At 65.5% G+C, this 18,626-nt stretch carries 22 protein-coding genes; 12 read left to right on the top strand and 10 right to left on the bottom strand.

Features of this window, described 5'->3' with window-relative positions:
• Positions 1-280: 280 nt before the first annotated feature.
• Positions 281-1,204, bottom strand: a complete 924-nt coding sequence (locus AC5P8Z_RS00575) for a LysR family transcriptional regulator (RefSeq protein ID WP_495227769.1) — start codon at positions 1,202-1,204, stop codon at positions 281-283.
• Between the two features lie 96 nt (positions 1,205-1,300).
• On the opposite strand from AC5P8Z_RS00575, the gene AC5P8Z_RS00570 reads away from it, so the two are divergent.
• The 5 genes from AC5P8Z_RS00570 to AC5P8Z_RS00550 all read left to right on the top strand — a co-directional run bounded on the left by AC5P8Z_RS00570 (position 1,301) and on the right by AC5P8Z_RS00550 (position 5,583).
• The gene (locus AC5P8Z_RS00570) at positions 1,301-2,140 is read left to right on the top strand and encodes a type 1 glutamine amidotransferase domain-containing protein (protein WP_495227768.1); all 840 of its coding nucleotides are present in this window, start codon (positions 1,301-1,303) and stop codon (positions 2,138-2,140) included.
• A 98-nt stretch (positions 2,141-2,238) separates the two neighbouring features.
• Positions 2,239-2,970, top strand: coding sequence for a hypothetical protein (locus tag AC5P8Z_RS00565; protein ID WP_295567899.1), 732 nt, complete (start codon positions 2,239-2,241; stop codon positions 2,968-2,970).
• Between the two features lie 85 nt (positions 2,971-3,055).
• Positions 3,056-3,535: a hypothetical protein gene (locus AC5P8Z_RS00560; RefSeq protein WP_495227766.1), complete on the top strand. Its 480-nt coding sequence runs from the start codon at positions 3,056-3,058 to the stop codon at positions 3,533-3,535.
• A 221-nt stretch (positions 3,536-3,756) separates the two neighbouring features.
• Positions 3,757-4,299, top strand: a complete 543-nt coding sequence (locus tag AC5P8Z_RS00555) for a hypothetical protein (protein ID WP_495227764.1) — start codon at positions 3,757-3,759, stop codon at positions 4,297-4,299.
• Positions 4,300-4,800: 501 nt separating this feature from the next.
• A complete protein-coding gene (locus AC5P8Z_RS00550) occupies positions 4,801-5,583 on the top strand; it encodes a 3-hydroxybutyrate dehydrogenase (protein WP_495227763.1) in 783 nt (260 codons plus the stop codon).
• Here the strand turns inward: AC5P8Z_RS00550 and AC5P8Z_RS00545 are convergent.
• The 6 genes from AC5P8Z_RS00545 to AC5P8Z_RS00520 form a co-directional block, all read right to left on the bottom strand.
• Entirely contained in the window at positions 5,580-5,951 is a 372-nt protein-coding gene (locus AC5P8Z_RS00545) for a DUF4180 domain-containing protein (RefSeq protein ID WP_495227761.1), read from the bottom strand. The genes AC5P8Z_RS00550 and AC5P8Z_RS00545 overlap by 4 nt on opposite strands.
• Positions 5,944-6,810 carry an alpha/beta fold hydrolase gene (locus AC5P8Z_RS00540; RefSeq protein ID WP_495227759.1) on the bottom strand — a complete coding sequence of 289 codons (867 nt, stop codon included), beginning with the start codon at positions 6,808-6,810 and terminating at the stop codon, positions 5,944-5,946. Before AC5P8Z_RS00540 ends, AC5P8Z_RS00545 begins: the two co-directional genes overlap by 8 nt.
• Entirely contained in the window at positions 6,807-7,226 is a 420-nt protein-coding gene (locus tag AC5P8Z_RS00535; protein ID WP_058982586.1) for a helix-turn-helix domain-containing protein, read from the bottom strand. Before AC5P8Z_RS00535 ends, AC5P8Z_RS00540 begins: the two co-directional genes overlap by 4 nt.
• Before the next feature lie 134 nt (positions 7,227-7,360).
• Positions 7,361-7,819 carry an SRPBCC family protein gene (locus AC5P8Z_RS00530; protein WP_495227757.1) on the bottom strand — a complete coding sequence of 153 codons (459 nt, stop codon included), beginning with the start codon at positions 7,817-7,819 and terminating at the stop codon, positions 7,361-7,363.
• A 2-nt stretch (positions 7,820-7,821) separates the two neighbouring features.
• Entirely contained in the window at positions 7,822-8,136 is a 315-nt protein-coding gene (locus tag AC5P8Z_RS00525; RefSeq protein WP_286071738.1) for an ArsR/SmtB family transcription factor, read from the bottom strand.
• An 11-nt stretch (positions 8,137-8,147) separates the two neighbouring features.
• Complete coding sequence (locus AC5P8Z_RS00520; RefSeq protein WP_495227756.1) at positions 8,148-8,603, bottom strand: SRPBCC family protein; 456 nt, start codon at positions 8,601-8,603, stop codon at positions 8,148-8,150.
• Between the two features lie 233 nt (positions 8,604-8,836).
• On the opposite strand from AC5P8Z_RS00520, the gene AC5P8Z_RS00515 reads away from it, so the two are divergent.
• Complete coding sequence (locus AC5P8Z_RS00515; protein WP_423179191.1) at positions 8,837-9,424, top strand: TetR/AcrR family transcriptional regulator; 588 nt, start codon at positions 8,837-8,839, stop codon at positions 9,422-9,424.
• A 92-nt stretch (positions 9,425-9,516) separates the two neighbouring features.
• Positions 9,517-10,017, top strand: coding sequence for a hypothetical protein (locus tag AC5P8Z_RS00510; protein WP_495227755.1), 501 nt, complete (start codon positions 9,517-9,519; stop codon positions 10,015-10,017).
• 11 nt (positions 10,018-10,028) lie between these two features.
• Here the strand turns inward: AC5P8Z_RS00510 and AC5P8Z_RS00505 are convergent, their stop codons facing one another.
• The 3 genes from AC5P8Z_RS00505 to ftrA all read right to left on the bottom strand — a co-directional run bounded on the left by AC5P8Z_RS00505 (position 10,029) and on the right by ftrA (position 12,134).
• Positions 10,029-10,496, bottom strand: coding sequence for a chemotaxis protein CheW (locus AC5P8Z_RS00505; RefSeq protein WP_495227754.1), 468 nt, complete (start codon positions 10,494-10,496; stop codon positions 10,029-10,031).
• A 97-nt stretch (positions 10,497-10,593) separates the two neighbouring features.
• The gene (locus AC5P8Z_RS00500; RefSeq protein ID WP_495227753.1) at positions 10,594-11,037 is read right to left on the bottom strand and encodes a BLUF domain-containing protein; all 444 of its coding nucleotides are present in this window, start codon (positions 11,035-11,037) and stop codon (positions 10,594-10,596) included.
• 95 nt (positions 11,038-11,132) lie between these two features.
• Positions 11,133-12,134, bottom strand: coding sequence for a transcriptional regulator FtrA (gene ftrA, locus AC5P8Z_RS00495; RefSeq protein WP_495227751.1), 1,002 nt, complete (start codon positions 12,132-12,134; stop codon positions 11,133-11,135).
• 341 nt (positions 12,135-12,475) lie between these two features.
• Here ftrA and AC5P8Z_RS00490 point away from each other — a divergent pair, with 341 nt between their 5' ends.
• The 5 genes from AC5P8Z_RS00490 to AC5P8Z_RS00470 all read left to right on the top strand — a co-directional run bounded on the left by AC5P8Z_RS00490 (position 12,476) and on the right by AC5P8Z_RS00470 (position 18,625).
• Entirely contained in the window at positions 12,476-15,052 is a 2,577-nt protein-coding gene (locus AC5P8Z_RS00490) for a TonB-dependent receptor plug domain-containing protein (protein ID WP_495227750.1), read from the top strand.
• A 116-nt stretch (positions 15,053-15,168) separates the two neighbouring features.
• Positions 15,169-15,750, top strand: coding sequence for an FMN reductase (gene msuE / locus AC5P8Z_RS00485; RefSeq protein ID WP_495227748.1), 582 nt, complete (start codon positions 15,169-15,171; stop codon positions 15,748-15,750).
• A 157-nt stretch (positions 15,751-15,907) separates the two neighbouring features.
• Complete coding sequence (locus AC5P8Z_RS00480; RefSeq protein ID WP_286071749.1) at positions 15,908-16,270, top strand: DUF3088 family protein; 363 nt, start codon at positions 15,908-15,910, stop codon at positions 16,268-16,270.
• Positions 16,271-16,284: 14 nt separating this feature from the next.
• Positions 16,285-17,262 carry an MsnO8 family LLM class oxidoreductase gene (locus AC5P8Z_RS00475; RefSeq protein WP_495227746.1) on the top strand — a complete coding sequence of 326 codons (978 nt, stop codon included), beginning with the start codon at positions 16,285-16,287 and terminating at the stop codon, positions 17,260-17,262.
• Positions 17,263-17,281: 19 nt separating this feature from the next.
• A complete protein-coding gene (locus tag AC5P8Z_RS00470) occupies positions 17,282-18,625 on the top strand; it encodes an LLM class flavin-dependent oxidoreductase (protein WP_495227745.1) in 1,344 nt (447 codons plus the stop codon).
• Position 18,626 lies beyond the last annotated feature (1 nt).

The following is an 18,626-nucleotide window of genomic DNA, read 5'->3' as shown; positions in this document are numbered from 1 at the left end:
TCGAATGCCAATAGAAATTCGCGAAGGAATCGCGGTATTCGAAAGCGAAGAACTATTGTGGCACGCACCATTCGTGCAGCACGCGACACCGCCAGACGTATTCACGCAACTGCTCTGTTGATTGCGATTCAGAATGACGCAATCGCCCGCGCCCCAAGCGAATAGCGCGACGGCCTTCTTTACAACAGTTCTTAGTCTTGCTCGGCAGGCAACGGTGCCCGACCAGCCTCACGCCCTGAAAAGCGGTTCAAACGCGACACCCCCAGCAGGCAGCGCAGCCTCAACCAGCAACGTCCGAAGCCACAGCTGCATTGCCCACCAGCAATTCAATCATCGCCCGCGCCGCCGCCGACTGCCGCCGATGCGGCGCGTAGATCACCGAGAACGGCCGCGATCGTCCCCTCAGCTGCGGCAACACCTCCACCAGCTGCCCACGCATCAATCGCTCCCGCACGATGAACTCATAGCTCTGGCAGATGCCGATACCCTGTTCGGCCAGCGACACCACGCCCAGCACGTCGTCGGAGGTCTCGATGGACGAACGCGGCAACCAGTCCACGTCGCGCCCACCGTCGCGGAAGATCCATGGCGCCAGCCGCCCGGTGCGCGGCATCACGAAGGGCAGGCACAGGTGCTGCTGCAGGTCGTCCAGCGTCTGCGGCGTGCCGCGGCGTTTCAGATAATCGGGCGCGGCCACCAGCAACAGTGGCGCGTCTTCCAGCTTCCGCCCCACCAGCCCGCTGTCCGGCAGCTGGCCCAGGCGGATGGCCAGGTCGAAGCCTTCGGCCACCAGGTCCACGTTGCGGTTGGTGATGTTCAGTTCCACCTGCACCTGCGGGTACTGCTGCGCAAAGCGCGCCAGCACGGGTGGCAGCCGGTAGTGGCCATAGGTGGTGGGCACGCTCAGGCGCACGCGGCCGGCCAGCGCACCGTCCTGGGCCAGTACGTCGCGCTCGGCGTCGTCCAGCAGGCCGAAGGCGGTGCGCACCTGTTCCAGATAGAGCCGCCCGGCGTCGGTCAGGCCCACGCGGCGGGTGGTCCGCTGCAGCAGCTGCCGGCCCAGCCGCGCTTCCAGGCGGGTGACCGCGCGGCTCAGCACCGACGGAGTGGTGGACAGCGCCACCGCGCCGGCCGTGAACGAGCCGTGCTCGACCACCGCCAGGAACACCTCCACATCGCCCAGGTAGTCGAACTTGCGGCTCATTTGGCTCTCCGGGGAACAGATGTTTTGCGATGGGGCCAATTTATCGCCGCTGGGGTGATGAATAAAGTGGCGGCCATTCCCCGATAGGAGCTCCCCATGAACCTGATGACCCGGCTGGCCGCTGCGCTGGCCCTGACCCTGGGCGCGACCGGCGCGCATGCCGCCAACGTGCTGGTGGTGCTGTCCGATGAAAACCACCTGGACCTGAAGGACGGCAAGGTGCTGTCCACCGGCTTCTATCTCAACGAGCTGATGCAGCCGGTCAAGCTGTTGCTGGACGCGGGCCACGAGGTGACCTTCGCCACGCCGCAGGGCCGGGCGCCGACGGTGGATGCGTCCTCGGTGACGCCGGCGTACTTCGGCAACGATGCCGCGCAGCTGACGCTGCACAAGGACCTGCTGGACAAGCTGGCACTGACCTCGCCGACGGCGTCGCCGGTGGTCAGCCTGGCGCGCGTGGAGCAGCAGGGCTATGCGCGTTTCGATGCGGTCTACATTCCCGGTGGCCACGCGCCGATGCAGGACCTGCTGAATAGCCCGGCGCTGGGCCGGCTGCTGGCCGACTTCCACCAGCGCAACAAGACCACCGCGCTGGTCTGCCACGGGCCGATCGCGCTGCTGTCCACGCTGCCGGACGCCGATGGTTTCGTGGCGAAGCTGGACGCGGGGGCGACGCCGGCCACGCCGAAGTGGATCTACAGCGGCTACCAGATGACGGTGATCAGCAACCAGGAAGAGGAGCAGGCCAAGCCGCTGCTGGGTGGTGGCGAGATGAAGTTCTACCCGCAGACGGCGTTGCAGCGAGCGGGTGCGACGTTCAGTAGCAACACCACGCCGTGGACGGGGCATGTGGTGGTGGACCGCGAGCTGATTACCGGGCAGAACCCGGCTTCGGCGCTGGAGGTGGGGCAGCGGTTGGTGGAGCGGTTGAAGTAGGGCGGGTTCTGCATCGCATGCGGTGCCGTGGCACCATGGTGGGCTGGCTTCGTCCTTCGGGGCGGGGCCGGTTTTCCAGGGGAGCCCACGAGCACGACATGCGAACGTCTTTTTTCATTCTCTCCGCCTTGTGCCTTGGCTTGCTGTCCGGCTGTGCCAGTGGCCCGGAGGAGCATGCCTCAAGCCGCGAGATCACCAGTGCGTTCGTGGCCGACGACGGCCAGTTGTACCTGCTGCCGCGCTATGACGAGCCCATGCGCTTCAATGCCGCGCCGTTCCGCGAGTACCGGGCGCTGATGGACAGCCCGCTGCGCGAAGCGGTGGCCTGCGCGCAGATGTACTTCCACGAGGACTGGCGCGACCCGGCCAACAAGGCCAAGGTGCATGGCAGCTATGCGCTGCTGCTGCGGCAGGAGCAGGTAACGGCGGAGCAGGCCGCGCAGTTCAAGCTGGAGCGGATTGAGGTCGCCCCGCGTGAGGCCAAGGCCGCGGAGGAGCGGGCGCGCTACTACCTGCCGATGGACCGGACCCGCTACGCGCTGGCGTTTGACCGGGCCTGCAATCTTTCAAGGAAGGGCGGCAGCTATTACAGCGCGCTGTTCGAGGGCGACGGCGAGCAGGTGCAGTTGCCGGATGCTGCGGCGCTGGTAGAGAAGGGGAAGCTGGCACAGCCGATCAGTGCGCGGGCGCAGCGGATCCTGCCGGAGAGGGAGGACAAGCCGGGTGTGGGTTCGGCGGCTGGCAAGGTGCTCGGCGCGGCGTTGATCCCTGTGGCGGTGCCGGTGTTTGTGTTGAGCCTGCCGTTCCTGGGGCCGGATCATTGGAAGTGATGGGGCGTTGAAGCCAGAGCATCCACGCGTGCCGTGGATCTAGTCGGGCCTTGCAAGTGCCTGAACGTTCATCCTGGAGATCTGTGTGCCCAGCACGCTGGAAACTGTTTTGAAGACCGTAGGTTTCATTGTCCTTGCGGCACTTCCGTTGGTGATCCTCTGGTTTACCCTTCGGCGAATGTCGGCAACTGCTCGCTCGTCCGTGAAATCGGGGCTGCGTTTGGATCCTCCTCGCCGGATCTCCGGTGCATCCATGACCTTGGTGATGGTGGATGGCAAAGAGGATCGCGAGCACTATTTCTTTGATACAGAATCCTTCTACCTGCGGCGGGGCCCGGTACCCACGGCGGTTCCTCTTTCGCAGATCACCTCAGTCACACGAACGTCCGACAGGATCTACGGGCGCTATGTCTGGCAGGTGTGCTTCAGCAAGGCATCGGGCAGAAAGTGCGTGACGTTCACCAACAACCTGACGCTGTTCAACCGCGATTTCCTGCTGTTCCTGGAGACGGTGCGGAAGGCCAATCCGCTGGCGACCGTTGATCGGGCGGGCATCCTCTTCTAGAGCGTGTTTGAACTTCGGTATGAACAGTGTCACTGCAATGGCATCACAGGGCGCAGCCACTGTTTGACCGATGTGATCGATGAGAAATGGGCGTTGTCCGCTCGTTCCTGCGCGCGACGCAAAGCGTGGGCCTTGGTACCTGTGACGAAGACGCATTTGAGATAATTGTCGAGACGACTTACGTTTATGGCATGCGGCCAATCTCTGCGGAGTAGTTCCTGATGATGTGCCGATCGACGCTGGACGTATCCCTGATTCACGCCTATGCGCTTCCTCTCGGCATATGCGTGGCAGCAGCCGTGGTTCTGATCGCAATATGGCTTGCATCCCGCTCTGGCGGGGTGCCAGCCAGGAGTATTGCGCTCGGCTCGGCGCTGGCCGTTGTTGTCGTAGTTGCCTTTGGCCTCGTATATCAAGCGCGGACAGCGTACATCGCCATTACAGATGGCCAGCTGATTGGGTCAGCAGCGTTTGTCCGACTGCAGCTCCCGCTTTCCAGTGTCGCGTGGCAGGACGCTTCCGATGCTTCAAGGATCACGCTGCCTCACCGGCAACGTGGGACCAGCACCGGGGGCGTTGAACTTGGCAAGTTCGGCATGCAGAACGGTCGCAACGTCTTCGTGCTGCGCACGGATCGTAGCTCTGTTCTCGTCACAGCCAGAGGGGATATTGACTTGATTCTGGACCGGCGTCTTTACGAACAGCTCAAAGCATGCTTGGATCAGGTGAGTGAGACCGGTGGCCATCGAGGAACACTGCAATGATCAGCAGGAAGTACTGGTTTACCAGGAAGAAGTACGGATGGGGCTGGGGGATGCCGTGCGCGTGGCAAGGCTGGCTTGTGTACGCAGTCGCATTCGGCCTGCTACTGGCGGGTCCGTTTCTGTTCTCTCCATTTCGCGAGCCCATCGCGTTTCAGCTCTACACGTGGGCCGTGGTGTTGGCGCTTGTCCTTATCTGCTGGATGAAAGGCGCCCCGCCCGGTTGGCGGTGGGGGGAGTAGAACGGCCGCAGAAGCTATTTTCGGACGTGTTCGATCCGCCGGGCAAAGCATGGATGCATTGCCCTTGTGGGAGTCGGACAGCATCGCCAGCGGGCCACGGATGCGTCCCCTCTGAGGCGTACCGTCCGTTTTGAAAGAACGCTGGACACTTCCCTCGGCGGCTACCCAACGCGTTCTAACCGTTAATTGACCAATGTAGCGTCGCTGAAGCGGGGCGCCGGCAAAGCTACACTGACCACCTACGCCCAATGGAAGCTCACCCATGTTCAGTGGAAAGGTTGCGGTGGTTACCGGCTCCACCAGTGGTATCGGTCTTGGCATTGCCACCGCGCTGGCCGGGCAAGGGGCCGACATCGTGTTGAATGGCTTCGGCGATGCGGCGGCGATCGAACGCACCCGTGCCCGCCTGGAAGCCGAGTTCGGCGTACGGGTGGTGCATGACGGTGCCGACCTGTCCAAGGGCGAGGCGGTGCGAGGGATGATCGACCACGCCGTCGCGACGATGGGGCGCATCGATATCCTGGTGAACAACGCGGGCATCCAGCACACCGCATCGATCGAGGAATTCCCGGTCGAGAAGTGGGATGCGATCCTGGCGCTGAACCTGTCGGCGGTGTTCCATGCCACTGCGGCGGCCTTGCCGCACATGAAGCAGCAGGGCGCTGGCCGCATCATCAACATTGCGTCGGTGCACGGGCTGGTCGGCTCGGTGAACAAATCGGCCTATGTGGCGGCCAAGCATGGCGTGGTGGGGTTCACCAAGGTGACCGCGCTTGAGAATGCGGGCACCGGCATCACCGCAAACGCGATCTGCCCAGGCTGGGTGCGAACGGCGCTGGTCGAGCAGCAGATCACCGCGTTGGCCGAGCGCGAGGGCACGGATCAGGAGTCCGCCGCGCGCGCGCTGCTGGCCGAGAAGCAGCCGTCGTTGCAGTTCGTGACGCCCGAGCAGCTGGGCGAGATGGTGGTGTTCCTGGCCTCGGACGCCGCAGCGCAGATCACCGGCACGGCACTGCCCATGGATGGGGGCTGGACGGCGCGCTAGCTGGCCGACACGGGAAGACGTGCCAGCAGGGCATCCCAGTCGGACACGAAGCAGCCGTTGTGGCCGCGGTTGCATTCGGTGATCCACGCGTCCAGTGATTCGCTTTGTGCGCGGTAAGCGCTGACATCGCCCAGCACGGCGAAACGCAGGCGGTAGTTCACCAGCATCTGCAGCCATTGCCCGGCCATGCCGGAGCGAAGCTCGAAGAAGTCTGCCGAAAGGCGCTGCACCGGCACGGCAATCCACTCGGCCTGATGCCCAAGGGCGTCGCCGACCAGATCGCGCAGGCCGTTGGCATCGAGTGCGGGGCCCTGCGGCGCGATGCGCAGGAGGCGGGTGGTGCCGAAGTGTTCAATGGAATCATTCATGCTGGAGGTTCTGCAGTTGACGCAGCCGGGCGAGGATGTCTTCGCGCAGGCCGGGGATGTAGTGATAGGCGTCTGCGAGCAGGGTGACGTCCGCCGTCGGGACGAGCCGCTTCATGCGTTCGGCGGCGGCAGGGGTGTCGATGAGGGCATCACGCGCGCCCATGACAAGAGCTACCGGCGGATGCAACGCAGCCAGGCGCTCGTCGCTGATGCGGGGAATGCGCAGCGGACGTGGCCGAACCTCGGCACGGATCAATGCCAGCAGGTTGAGCAACGGCTGCGCGCGTGCAGGTGCATGCAGTGGCGCGGGACCCATGACCGCACGGCGCAGGCGCTCGCGTCCCCATCGGCCAAGCAGCAACAGTGGCAGCGCCTTGAGCAGGAATGCACGCTGGCGCCCGATACCCGAGGGGCTGACCAGGACCAGTGCGTTGACCCGGGCAGGCCTTCGCAGCGCGTAGTCCAGTGCCAGGAAGCCGCCGAACGACAGGCCCACGAATGCTGCACTTTCCATGCCGAGTGCGTCGAGAACATCATCCAGCCATTGCGCATGCGCATCGCTGTCCAGCGCAGGTTGCGTGCCTTCGCTGAGGCCCGGTTCGCCAATGATGTCGACGGCATGCACGCGGTAGTACTCGCTCCAACGTTCGGCATCGAACATCCAGCTGGCGGCATTGCTGAGGGTGCCATGCAGCAGCACCAGGGCAGGGCCGTGTTCCGGGCCGCAGCTGACCACGAATGTCGAGCCGGCGCGGGTGGCGAGATGGTGCGATTCGTGTGGTCCCGGCCAGTCCGAAAGCACCTGGCGGTAGGCGGCAAGTACGTGCTGCGTGGGAATGCCGGGGCGCTGCCGCTTCATGCGCTGCGGTCCTGCAGCAGACGCTGCAGGCTGACCAGCAGCGCCGTGGAACCCGCCAGGCCACCGATCACGATCAGCTTGAGCACATCGTGCTCAGGCGAATAGATCGTCTCCATGCGCAGCGGCTCATCGTCGGCCTCGCGGCCGGTGACGCGCGCATGCAGGGCACGGACCAGGTCGGCGGCACGTGCCGCACCGCATCCGGGAATATCCACCACCGTGGTCAGCTGTGGGCGCGCAGCGGAGGGCTCACGCACGGTGCCGGTGAACACGTCGAGGTCTTCAGCGGTGATGCGATAGGACTTGCCGATGCGGGTCGCGCGCAGTTGGCCGCTACGGATATGCCGCAGGACAGTTTTGGGGTGCAGGCTGAGCTGCTGGGCAGCCTGATCGACGGTCAGCAACGCGGGGGACATATCGGAACTCGAGAACCATGTGCTCCCTATTGGTCCATGAAATTCAATTGTTGGGAGCGATTGGGGATTGCGCGGCGGCGGTGACAGGAGGGCATCTACCCAGTGCCGCCCGCGCGGGCCAACCATCCCGATGACTACGCTGGCTTCGCAAACACATCCAGCCCCTTGCCCGTCTCCAGCAGCGACTTCAGGCTCGACAGCACGATCGGCCAGCCCTGGCGGATGCCGGTATCCATGCCGCTGCCCGGTTCAAGCTCGTCGTGGGTAACGGTCAGCCGCACCATGTCCTGGTAAGGCACGATCTCGAAGGTGACCCGGCTGTAGGCAGCGGGATTGTCGGCCTGTGAGGCGGCGGCCCAGGTGATGACCAGCCGCGAGGGCGGGGTGCTTTCCACCACCTCGCCGACCAGTTCGACCGAGCGCGTTTCGTTGGCGCGCACGTGCTGCCAGCGCGAGCCGGGTTTCCAGTCGGAGACGTTCTCGTGGCCCCAGTAGCGGCTGGCGATCTCGGGGCGGGTGATGGCCTCGAACACCTTCTGTGGCGTGGAGGCGATGTAGATCACGTGGATGAAGCGGGTCGATTCAACGGACATCGTCATTCTCCTTCCAGCTCGCGTTTCAGGTCATGCAGCAGGCTCAGGCGCTGCTGCTCGAACTTGCGTACCCACCGCTCATAGACTTCATGCAGCGGCACCGGGTTGATGAAGTGCAGCTTCTCGCGGCCACGGCGCACGGTGCTGATCAGGTTGGCGTCTTCCAGCAGGCCCAGGTGCTGGGTGACCGATTGCCGGGCCATGTCCAGGTGTTCGCACAGCTGGCCCAGGGTCTGGCCGTTGGTTTCGCAGAGCAGGTCCAGCAGCGTTCTGCGCGTGGGGTCGGCCAGTGCCTTGAACACCTTGTCTGCATTCATGCGGGGCGTCTTCAGTTCCAGTTGTCGATCCTGATGTCGTGTGGGTTGGGCTGGCCCTTGCCGGTTTCCAGCAGGGCTTTGAGGCTCATCAGGAACACCGCCCACTTGGTGCTGCAGTGGGAGGTGAACTCGACGCGTTCCTTCCAGCCTTCGTGGCTGAACAGCACGATGCAGTAGTCGCCTTCCTGTTTCAGCACGAAACGCGCATGCGTGCCGATCCATTCGGCGGGGCCGGCCAGGAACTTCCAGAGCACCAGCTCGCCGGGAATGAGCTGTTCCAGCAGCATTTCCATGGCGCCGATTTCCTGGCCGTTGTTCGTGAAGCGCACCCTGACCGTGCTGCCGACGTTGCGGTCGCCGTGGGTGTCTTCAGCCCACCAGGCCGCCACGCCTTCGGGGGTGGCCAGGGCCTGGTACACCTGGCTTACGGGGGCCTTGATGCCGACCCGGTGTGCGATATCCACCATTGCAGGTTCCTCGCATGGGCCGGCAGGTGCCGCCCTTGAGTGGACTATATGCAGGTAACTACCTGCATGTCAAAGCCGGCCACGAACGCCCGGATGCGGTAGTGCCGGCCGCTGGCCGGCATCCCGGTGGAGTTGGGTGCGTACAGTTGCCGGCCAGCGGCCGGCACTACCAGATGCTGCCGACCCCGCAGCGGAGAGTTGACAGTGGGTCAACCTACTAGTAGGTTGGCGACATGAAAGAGTCGCTCTCGCCCAAGGCCCAGGAGATCCTGGCCCATGCCCGCTCGCTGCTGGAGGCCGGTGGCTACAACGGCTTCAGCTACGCCGACGTGTCCGCGCGGGTGAACATCAGCAAGGCCAGCATCCATCACCACTTCCCCAGCAAGGCGGACCTGGTGCGCACGGTGGTTGAACTGTACCGGGCCGAGGCGCGCGAAGGCTTGGCGCTGCTGGACCGGCAGCTGGACGACCCGCTGCGGGAGCTCAACGCTTATGTGGAGTACTGGTCCAGCTGTATTGCCGGGGGGACGTCTTCGTTCTGCATCTGCGCGATGCTGGCAGCCGAGGCGCCGATGATTCCTGCCGAGATTGCCGAAGAAGTGCGCGGGCATTTCGAGGATCTGAGCGGGTGGCTGACGGTGACGCTGGAGAAGGGCGCGGCGCTGGGCCAGTTGCGCCTGCAGGGTTCCCCTGCGGACGAGGCCAGGGCGTTCATGTCGTCGGTGCATGGCGCGATGCTGGCCGCGCGCGGTTTTGGTGACGCGGCGACCTTCGCGGCACTGGCACGGTTGGCGATCGCGCGGGTGAGCGCGACTGCCTGAGCGGCGTGTGGTGGGCCTGCGGCAACGTAGGCCCTTTTTTTGAACTCGACACCTACCTACTAGTAGGTTCAAACACTCCCTGGAGATGTTTCATGTCGCATCCTCTATCCACGCTTGGTGTGTTCCATACCGTTGTCAGCCTGATCCCGGTTCTCAGCGGTCTGTATGCCTTCATTCGCCATCGTGCCATCGACCCTGCCACACGCTCGGGCAAGGTGTACCTGACGGGACTGGTGCTGTCGGTGGCGACGTCATTCACCGTCTCCAGCACGGGTGGCCTTAATCCAGGCCACGCGTTCGGCGTGATCGTGCTGCTGGTGGCGTTCGGCGGCGTGCTGGCCGCGCGGCTGCGCTGCCTGGGTCGCGCAGCGCGCTACGTGTCGCCATTTGCACTGTCTTTCAGCTTCCTGCTGTCGCTGGTGCCAGGCGTGAATGAAACGCTGACGCGGTTGCCGGCTGCGCACCCGATTGCCGCGGCGCCGATGGCACCGGTGGTGCTGCACACGCTGCTGGCCTGCCTGGTGGTATTCGTGATCGGCTTTGCCGCGCAGTGCTGGAGGCTGCGAAACCATGCCCTGGCAGGACGATCCTGAGACGCCGCCAGTCACCCCCGCGTCGCAAGTGCGCCCAGCAGTGCCAGCGGTTCGATCAGTGCAGCCGAGCGCGCCGGGTCAAGTTGAATGTGCCGGCTGCAGAAGCCGAACGATAGGCCTGCGGCACGCTCGGGGACGCGTGTGGTCGCGTCCGGTGTCTCAATCTCCAGCACTTCGTCCACGGCCAGCGCCAAGGTTGCAGTACCGGCGTTGATCAACAGCATGGCCGGGCTGCCGCCATCGAATGCCGGTTGCCCGCTGAGCCTGCGCAGGTCGGCCACCGGCAATGGCTGCCCACGTACCTCCAAGTTCCGCCTGCCATGCTGATCTGCGGGGCCGAAGGTCTCGGGGCCGCGTATTTCCAGGGCGGTCTGGACATCGATCGCGAACAGGGCCGTGCCTGCGCGCATGACGACGACCTCGAACAGCTCGGCGGGCGAGGTGCGTGTTTCCGTTGAAGGCTGAGCAGGTACAGGCATGCGGTGTAGGTGGCAAAGACGATGGACTGCGCAGCTTGAATGATGACGCGTGCAGGGAAGACGCGGGTGCGCGGGCGCGCGCGCGCAAGGCGGTGGTTCAGCTGTATCCAGCGCACGCACGTTGAGCGCCGACGGTGCCGATGCGCGGGAAGTGCGGACGCAGCAGGCCGACGAGCTGATCCATGCCCGGAACGGAATGGCCAAATTCGTCCCATCGCGCATTGACCAGGCCGGACACCATGATCTGCCCGGTCTCGATGCGGGTCATGGCCCAATAGGGGACAGCACGCGTGCTGATCGCCATGTCCAGGACCGGCACGATGGCAGCATGTGCTCGGCTGTCATGGATGCGTCGCTTGACCGCCTCCAGCCCGTCGGGAGGACCTTCGACGTACTGGAAAAACCGCTGCCCATCGACGAGCAATGCACCGGTCACGTCCACCCGGCGGTTGAACGCGGCAGATCGGTAAACGATCTGCTGGAGGAATTCATCGGAAAGCCCAGCCGACATATGGCTGGCGTAAGCAAATGCGTGGAGCATGGAAGGGGCTTCTTGTGACGCTCATCACTATACGTGCGGCGCCGCAGCCCGCCGTGAGCCTTTCCTCACGTGGTGCTGGCAAGCAGTGCGTTGGCTCAGCAGCCCAGCAACCGATCCGCGCCGACACCGCCGCGATGCTGGTTGCGGTACTCGGTCGGGCTGGCGTCGGCCTGGCTGCGGAAATGGCGGCGGAACGACTCCTGCGAGCCGAAGCCGGCCTGTTCGGCGATCCACTGCAGCGGCCGGTCCGTGGTTTCCAGCAGCTCGCGCGCAAATGCGACGCGCTCGCGGATCAGCCAGTCGATGGGTGACAGGCCGGTGGCTTCCAGGAACTGCCGTTGCAGGGTGCGTTGGCTGAGTGCAGCCTGCTCAGCGAGACTACCGAGCGAGTGCGGTTCACGCAGATTGCGGCGCATCCACTCCATCAACTTCGCCAACCGCGTGGGCTCGCCATTGGGAATGGCCCGGCTGACGCGCTGGCTGCGCCCGGCATCGCGCCACGGCGCCAGCACCAGCCGTTCGGCGACGAGGTTGGCCACGCGCGCGCCGTAATCCTTGCGCACCATGTGCAGCATCATGTCCATGCCGGTGGCCGAACCTGCGGAGGTAATGATGTTGCCGGTGTCCACGTACAGCACATCTTCGCGTACGTGGATACGCGGGAAGTCGCGTGCCAGCGCTTCGGTGAGGCGCCAGTGGGTGGTGGCCTGGCGCCCATCGAGCAGCCCGGCCCACGCCAGCACGAACGCACCGGAGCAGATCGAAGCGATGCGTGCGCCGCGGCCGTGCGCGCGGATAAGCGTATCGAGCAGCGCCTGCGGCGGACGCTCGCTGGGTTCGCGCCAGCCGGGAATGACGATGATGTCGGCGTCGTCGACGGCATCCAGCGCGCAGGGCAGTTGTACCTGCGTGCCACCCAGCATGCGTATCGCACCCGGTTCGCCCGCACACAGTTGGGTGCGGTACCAGGCCACGCCGAGTTCCGGGCGCACGGGCGCGAACAGGCCGACCGCACAGCCGAACTCGAACAGCCCCTGGCCGTGGCAGGCGACGATGGCGACGAGCGGGGCGGTGGGATCGGCAGGTGGGCTGGGCATGGCGTGATGCTACGGGCGGTGATGCGCGGTGCGGAGAGGTGCGCGGGCATGAGGTGATGCCTGTGGAGCATGTGCGGCCCCGGGGGCGGATCCCTTCCTGTAGAGCCGAGCCCACGCTCTGCTCAAAACTGGCAGAAGTGGATGCACGCCGTCGCGAAGAGCAGCCGAGCGTGGGCTCGGCTCTATAGACAGCAGTGCACCGGCGCGGGCTGCCTAACCTCATTACCAGCAGTCATGTGGGTGGCCGGATGTTACGCCTGGGTGACGCGATCGCGCCTGTCGCGGTGGGTGAACAGGCCCTTGAATGGAAGCGTGTCTCCGGCCCACCCCCACGAGCCCCCATGCCTGCCGCCCATACTCCTGTCCTGAGCTCTCTTGCTGTCCTGATCGCGGCCACCCTGGCCCCGTCGCCCAGCCATGCCGCTGAAGCCGATGCGGATCCTGCCACCACGGCGGCAACCGCCAATGTGACGGCATCCACGCTGGATGCGGTGGTGGTGACGGGCTCGCGTACCAGCACGCGTACAGTGAAGAACAGCTCCACGCCGATCGATGTGATCTCCGCCGAAGACCTCACCGCCACCGGCCAGGCCAACCTGCTCGAAGCACTGCAACGCGCGCTGCCGTCGCTCAGCCAGATCGGTGGCTACCAGAGCGACCAGGAGAGCCTGATCCGCGGTTACCAGCTGCGCAACCTGTCGCCGGGCTACACGCTGGTGCTGGTGAACGGCAAGCGCCGCAATGCCAGCGCCTACGTCAGTGGCGCAAACGGTGGCGGCTTTCCGGGCCATGCCTGGGCCGACCTGGCGCTGATTCCGGTCTCGGCCATTGACCATGTGGAAGTGCTGCGCGACGGTGCATCGGCCATCTATGGTTCGGACGCGATCACCGGTGTGGTCAACGTGATCCTGAAGTCCCAGGCGCACGGTGGCGAGTTCGCCGTGGAAAGCGGGCAGAGCATCGACGGTGACGGTTCGCGCACCAGCGTGCGGGCCAACGTGGGCCTGCCGTGGGGCGCCGATGGCTTCGTCAACCTCTCGGGCGAGACCACGCGGCAGCACCATGCGATCCGTACCCGTCGCTACATCGATGGCTACCTGAGCTATCCGGCCGTGGATGCCAACGGCAATCTGGTTGCGCTGCGCCCGAACAACCGGTTGCCGGCCGGTGCCTCGCCCAACCCGGCGGAAGCCAGCCGCAATGCAGAGGCCAACACGATCCTCAGTTCCCCGTCGTACGCGTTGAAGGCGTTTGCGGTGAACGTGGGCCATGGCCTGGGCGAGAGCGCACAGTTCTACGCCAATGCCACCGCCAGCGACCGCACCGCGCAGGCGATCCAGAACTTCCGTCTGCCGGCGACCATCTTCACCACCTACAAGGCACCCGGCGTGCTGAGTGTGTTTCCCGATGGGTTCCTGCCGGTGCTGGAAACCAAGGAGAAGCAGTACACCGGCACCGCGGGCGTGAAAGGCCAGGTCGCGGGATGGGACTACGACGCCAGCCTGACCGGCAACCGCAGTACGGTGCGCACCTACACCCGCAACTCGGTGAACTATTCGCTGCCTTACCCGGGATCGCCCACTGACTTCTACGACGGCAAGCTGGACTACCAGCAGGGCATCGCCAACCTGGATCTGCGCCGTGGTTTCGAGGTGGCGGCGTTTGCCTCGCCGTTGGAAGTGAGCGCGGGCGCGGAGTATCAGCACGAACAGTACGAACGCGGGGCAGGGCAGTGGGAGTCGTATACCGGCTTCGGCGCGGCCGCCTTCGTGGGCTACTCCACCGCCGATGCGGTGAAGGCCACCCGCAACAGCAAGGCGGTCTATGTGGGCGCCGCCACCAACATCACCTCGCGCTGGTACCTGGATGCCGCCGCGCGCTGGGAAGACCATTCCGACTTTGGCAGCGTGTCCACCGGGCGCTTGACCACGCGCTTCGACGTCACCGATGCGCTGGGCGTGCGGGCCACGGTCAGCAACGGCTTCCATGCGCCCAGCCTGGGCGCGCAGTTCTACCAGGCCACCGGCAGCTGCCCCTGCGGCACCACGCTGGTGGCACAGGTGTCGTCGCCGGCGGCGATCGCACTGGGTGCCACGCCGCTGAAGCCTGAGAAAGCCACCAATTACAGCCTCGGCGTGACCTGGGACCCGAGCCCGGCCTTCCACCTGGCCGTGGATGCGTACCAGATCGATATCCGTGGCCAGCTCGGCCAGTCCAGCCAGATCGGCTACAACGCGCAGGACCCGGCGCGCATCACCGACAACAGCGGCACGGTGCTGAGTGCGGCGCAGAAGAACACCATCGATGCACTGCTGGGATCGGCGGGTATCAGCATCCTGCCGGGTGATGCCTTCTATGCCAGCTACTTCACCAACGTGGGCAACACGCGTACGCGCGGTGTCGAGTTGACCCTGGAGGCCAACCAGGAAACCGCGTGGGGCAAGCTGCGCTGGAGCTACGCGGCCAACGTGGGCCGCACCACCATCCAGAAGGTCAGCGACATTCCGGCGGCGCTGCAGGGGTTGCCGAACATCAACCTGCTGACCAGGAGCAGCGAGTACGCGCTGCGCTTCCGCACGCCCAGCTACACGCAGGTGGCCGGACTGGGCTGGCAGAACGGACGCTGGCGCTCGAACGTCGATTTCACCTATTACGGCCCGATCAAGCGCCTGAACAATGGCGTGGAGTACAGGCAGCCGCCGGTACTGGTGACCAACCTGTCCGGTGGGGTGGAACTGGGTGCGGGCTGGAGTGCGGCACTGGGTATCCACAACGTGTTCGACAAGCGCACGCGCAAGGTGCCGGACTACGCGCGCAGTGCCACCGATGTGGCCAGCATCGAGACGACGTGGGATTCGGGCGACGTGCTGAGCCGGATCGGAGCGTTCTGGTACGGGCGGATCAATTACCGGTTCTGATCTGGAGCAGTCGAGCATGGCTCGACTCTGCAAAGGCGAAAGCAGCCGAGCATGGCTCGGCTCTACACAAGGCGAAAGGCGGCCGGCGGTAGTTCGGCATCATCGAGGAGCATTTCATGTCTTCTGCATTGAAGGTGGTTGCAGTGGTGGGGTCGCCGACCAGTTCGGCGACGTCGCGCACATTGCTGCTGGTACGGCACCTGCTGGCGTCGTTGCAGCAGCGGGTGCATGCCAGTGTGGACCTGGTGGAGCTGGCGCCGATCGCGCGCTCGCTGGGGCAGGCGTTGTCGCGCGATGAAGCGGAGCCCGCCGTGGAGCAGGCGCTGCGGACGATCGAGGCGGCCGGGCTGCTGGTAGTGGCTGCGCCCGTCTATCGGGGATCGTATCCGGGGCTGTTCAAGCATCTGGTCGACTTCATCGGGCTTGAAGCGCTGGTGGATACGCCGGTACTGCTGGCGGCAACCGGCGGCAGCGAGCGCCACGCGCTGGTGATCGACCACCAGCTGCGGCCATTGTTCAGTTTCCTGCAGGCGCACACGCTGCCAATCGGGGTGTACGCCACGCCGGCCGACTTCGAGGGCGAGCACATCACCAGTGTGGCCTTGCAGGCGCGGATCGCGCTGGCGACCGAGCGTGCGGCCGCGCATCTGACCGCACGGACGCTGGCGGTACCGGCGCCGCTGCGCCGCATCGCCTGACGGCATAACCGGCGGCGCTTTGCTTATGGCCAAGGCGCATCTGCGTGGCCGGATCTGACCGTCGATTGTCGCCTGGCATCGCTGTCGCGGTCGCGGTCATCTCTAGCATCGATATCGAAGCGGCATCGCATTGCCGCCCCCCGATGAGGACGACCCCGTGAGTCTGGACGCAACCGATAAGCCCATCCTGTTCCTGCTCGATCGTGAGTTCGAGGATGGACAGATTCCCGGCCAGCGCTTCTTCTGCCGGCACAGCCTGCTGCTGGAAGGGGCGCTGTCGAGCATCGACGGCCTGGATGCGCAGCTGGACGTGCGCCGCATCGGCTTCGCGCGGCCGCGCCGCGAGGTGATCGCCGAGATCGGCGAGCAGGACCAGTCGTTGCCGAAGCTGGTGCTGCCGCAGGGCGTGCGCAGCGAACTGGCCAGCGGCGCGCACCGGGACCGCCAGTACGTTTCCGGTGCCGAACCGATCCTGGCCGCGCTGAACGGGTTGCTCGGCATCCCCGTGGCCCACCCCTGAGCGAGGACGCGAGGATGAGCTATCAGATCAGCGTATTGGACAAGAGCCCGGTAGCCGAGGGCGCCTCGCCGGAACAGGCGCTGCGCAACAGCCTGCAGCTGGCGCAGCGCGCCGAACAGCTGGGCTATCACCGCTACTGGTTTGCCGAGCACCATGCCGCGCCGACGCTGGCCAGCCCGGCGCCGGAAGTGCTGGCGGCCTGGGTGCTGGCACAGACCCGCCGCATCCGCATCGGAAGCGGCGGAGTGATGCTGCGCCACTACGCGCCGTACAAGGTGGCGGAGAACTTCAACCTGCTGGCCGCGCTGGCGCCGGGGCGCGTGGATCTGGGCGTGGGCAAGGCGCCCGGTGGCCTGCCGGCCTCTACGGCGGCATTGGCAGCGGGGCGACCGGTGTTTGCCGATTTCGACCAGCAACTGCGCGACCTGGAGGACTATCTTTCCAGCACCGACACCGAGGCGGTGGCACGCCCGATCCCGCGGCAGGCACCGGAGCGTTTCCTGCTCGGTGCCAGCCCGCAGAGCGCGCGGCAGGCAGCCGAACTGGGCTGGCGCTTCGTCTACGCCGCGCACTTTGATGGCGACCCGAAACACATCGAGGCGGCGTTCGACGCCTACCGCGATGTCTCCACGCAGCTACCGCTGTTGGCGACGGTAGCCTTCGCAGCTCCGACCGCCGAAGCGGCTGCCCGCCATATCGGCGCATTGCGGGTCTACAAGCTGCACCTCGGCCCCGGCCAGGCGGTGAACCTGCCCAGCCCCGAGGCGGCCGCCGAATATGCGCGCCAGGTGGGCGTGGCCGACTTCCGCATCGAGGAAACGCGCCCGAGCGTGCTGTCGGGTGATGCGCAGCATGTGCGTGACGAACTGGATGTGCTGCACCGGCGCTTCGGCGTGGGCGAATTCATCCTCGACGCGCCGGTGGCCGACCTCGACGCACGCCTGACTTCCCTTGAGCTGCTGTCGCCCGCGCCGCGCGCGGCGGTGGCCTGACCAGCAGGAGCGATTCCCAATGAGCACCACCCCGCGCCACATTCCGTTCGGCATCATGCTGCAGGGTCCCGGCAGCCACATGCATGCCTGGAAACATCCGTCCAATCCGGCTGACGCCAGCGTCAACCTGCAGTTCTACATCGACATCGCGCGCACCGCCGAGGACAACGGCATCGCCTTCGGCTTCGTGGCCGATGGCCTGTACATCAACGAGAAGTCGATCCCGCACTTCCTCAACCGCTTCGAGCCGATCTCGCTGCTGTCGGCGCTGGCCACGGCAACGAAGAAGATCGGCCTGGCGGGCACGCTGTCGACGTCCTACAGCGATCCGTTCACCGTGGCACGGCAGTTCGCTTCGCTGGATCTACTCAGCGGCGGCCGCGCCGGCTGGAACGTGGTGACCTCGCCACTGGAAGGTTCGGGCCGCAACTACGGCCGGCCGCACCCGGAGCACGCGCTGCGCTACCAGATCGCCGATGAGTATCTGGATGTCGTGCAGGGGCTGTGGGATTCGTGGGATGACGATGCCTTCGTGCGCGAGCGTAACAGTGGCACCTTTTTCCCACCGGAGAAGTTCCGCCGCCTTGATCACAAGGGCCGCTTCTTCCAGGTGGAAGGGCCACTCAACATCCAGCGCTCGCCGCAGGGACAGCCGGTGATCTTCCAGGCCGGTTCTTCCGACGATGGCATCGCGCTGGCCGGAAAGTACGCCGATGCGGTGTTCACCCATTCGCCGTCGCTGGAGGAGACCCGCGCGTTCACCCAGAAGGTGAAGAATTCGGCGATCGCGCATGGCCGCAGCGGCAACGACGTGAAGATCTTCCCGGGCATCGGCCCCATCGTCGGCCGCACCGTCGAGGAGGCCGAAGCCAAATACCAGGCGATTGCCGCGCTGGCCACGCTGGAAGATGCGCTGGCCTACCTCGGGCGCTTCTTCGATCACCACGATTTCAGCCAGTACGACCCGGACGCGCCGTTCCCGGAGCTGGGTGACATCGGCAGCAATTCGTTCCGTTCCACCACCGACCGCATCAAGCAGGACGCGCGTGAGAAGGGCCTGAGCCTGCGCCGGGTGGCACTGGAAGCGGTGAGCCCGCGGCCGAACTTCATCGGCACACCGGAGCATGTGGCCGATGAGCTGATCCGCTGGTTCGATGCCGGTGCCAGCGATGGCTTCATCCTCGGCTTCGCCGCGCAGCGCGAGGGCCTGGACGATTTCGTGACCCAAGTGTTGCCGATCCTGCAGGCGCGTGGCTACCACCAGCGTGAACTGGAAGGGCAGACCCTGCGCGAGCACCTCGGCCTGCCGTACAAGGCCAGCCGCCATGCGACCGACGCCGAACCGGCGCGAAAGGCGGGATAAG

The organism is Stenotrophomonas sp. YJH_SMC_17, from assembly GCF_059371655.1.
The sequence above is the reverse complement of the archived record's forward strand: the minus strand, read 5'-3'. Positions and strand labels throughout refer to the sequence as shown.

Bases quoted from the DNA above. Each gene is read 5' to 3' on its own strand.
- AC5P8Z_RS00570 (WP_495227768.1), top strand. From the start codon at position 1,301: ATGAACCTGATGACCCGGCTGGCCGCTGCGCTGGCCCTGACCCTGGGC.
- AC5P8Z_RS00525 (WP_286071738.1), bottom strand. From the start codon at position 8,136: ATGAATGCAGACAAGGTGTTCAAGGCACTGGCCGACCCCACGCGCAGA.
- ftrA (WP_495227751.1), bottom strand. From the start codon at position 12,134: ATGCCCAGCCCACCTGCCGATCCCACCGCCCCGCTCGTCGCCATCGTC.
- AC5P8Z_RS00520 (WP_495227756.1), bottom strand. From the start codon at position 8,603: ATGGTGGATATCGCACACCGGGTCGGCATCAAGGCCCCCGTAAGCCAG.
- AC5P8Z_RS00555 (WP_495227764.1), top strand. From the start codon at position 3,757: ATGATGTGCCGATCGACGCTGGACGTATCCCTGATTCACGCCTATGCG.
- AC5P8Z_RS00505 (WP_495227754.1), bottom strand. From the start codon at position 10,496: ATGCCTGTACCTGCTCAGCCTTCAACGGAAACACGCACCTCGCCCGCC.
- AC5P8Z_RS00475 (WP_495227746.1), top strand. From the start codon at position 16,285: ATGAGCTATCAGATCAGCGTATTGGACAAGAGCCCGGTAGCCGAGGGC.
- AC5P8Z_RS00500 (WP_495227753.1), bottom strand. From the start codon at position 11,037: ATGCTCCACGCATTTGCTTACGCCAGCCATATGTCGGCTGGGCTTTCC.
- AC5P8Z_RS00565 (WP_295567899.1), top strand. From the start codon at position 2,239: ATGCGAACGTCTTTTTTCATTCTCTCCGCCTTGTGCCTTGGCTTGCTG.
- AC5P8Z_RS00550 (WP_495227763.1), top strand. From the start codon at position 4,801: ATGTTCAGTGGAAAGGTTGCGGTGGTTACCGGCTCCACCAGTGGTATC.
- AC5P8Z_RS00510 (WP_495227755.1), top strand. From the start codon at position 9,517: ATGTCGCATCCTCTATCCACGCTTGGTGTGTTCCATACCGTTGTCAGC.
- AC5P8Z_RS00545 (WP_495227761.1), bottom strand. From the start codon at position 5,951: ATGAATGATTCCATTGAACACTTCGGCACCACCCGCCTCCTGCGCATC.
- AC5P8Z_RS00540 (WP_495227759.1), bottom strand. From the start codon at position 6,810: ATGAAGCGGCAGCGCCCCGGCATTCCCACGCAGCACGTACTTGCCGCC.
- msuE (WP_495227748.1), top strand. From the start codon at position 15,169: ATGTCTTCTGCATTGAAGGTGGTTGCAGTGGTGGGGTCGCCGACCAGT.
- AC5P8Z_RS00530 (WP_495227757.1), bottom strand. From the start codon at position 7,819: ATGTCCGTTGAATCGACCCGCTTCATCCACGTGATCTACATCGCCTCC.
- AC5P8Z_RS00470 (WP_495227745.1), top strand. From the start codon at position 17,282: ATGAGCACCACCCCGCGCCACATTCCGTTCGGCATCATGCTGCAGGGT.
- AC5P8Z_RS00490 (WP_495227750.1), top strand. From the start codon at position 12,476: ATGCCTGCCGCCCATACTCCTGTCCTGAGCTCTCTTGCTGTCCTGATC.
- AC5P8Z_RS00515 (WP_423179191.1), top strand. From the start codon at position 8,837: ATGAAAGAGTCGCTCTCGCCCAAGGCCCAGGAGATCCTGGCCCATGCC.
- AC5P8Z_RS00575 (WP_495227769.1), bottom strand. From the start codon at position 1,204: ATGAGCCGCAAGTTCGACTACCTGGGCGATGTGGAGGTGTTCCTGGCG.
- AC5P8Z_RS00535 (WP_058982586.1), bottom strand. From the start codon at position 7,226: ATGTCCCCCGCGTTGCTGACCGTCGATCAGGCTGCCCAGCAGCTCAGC.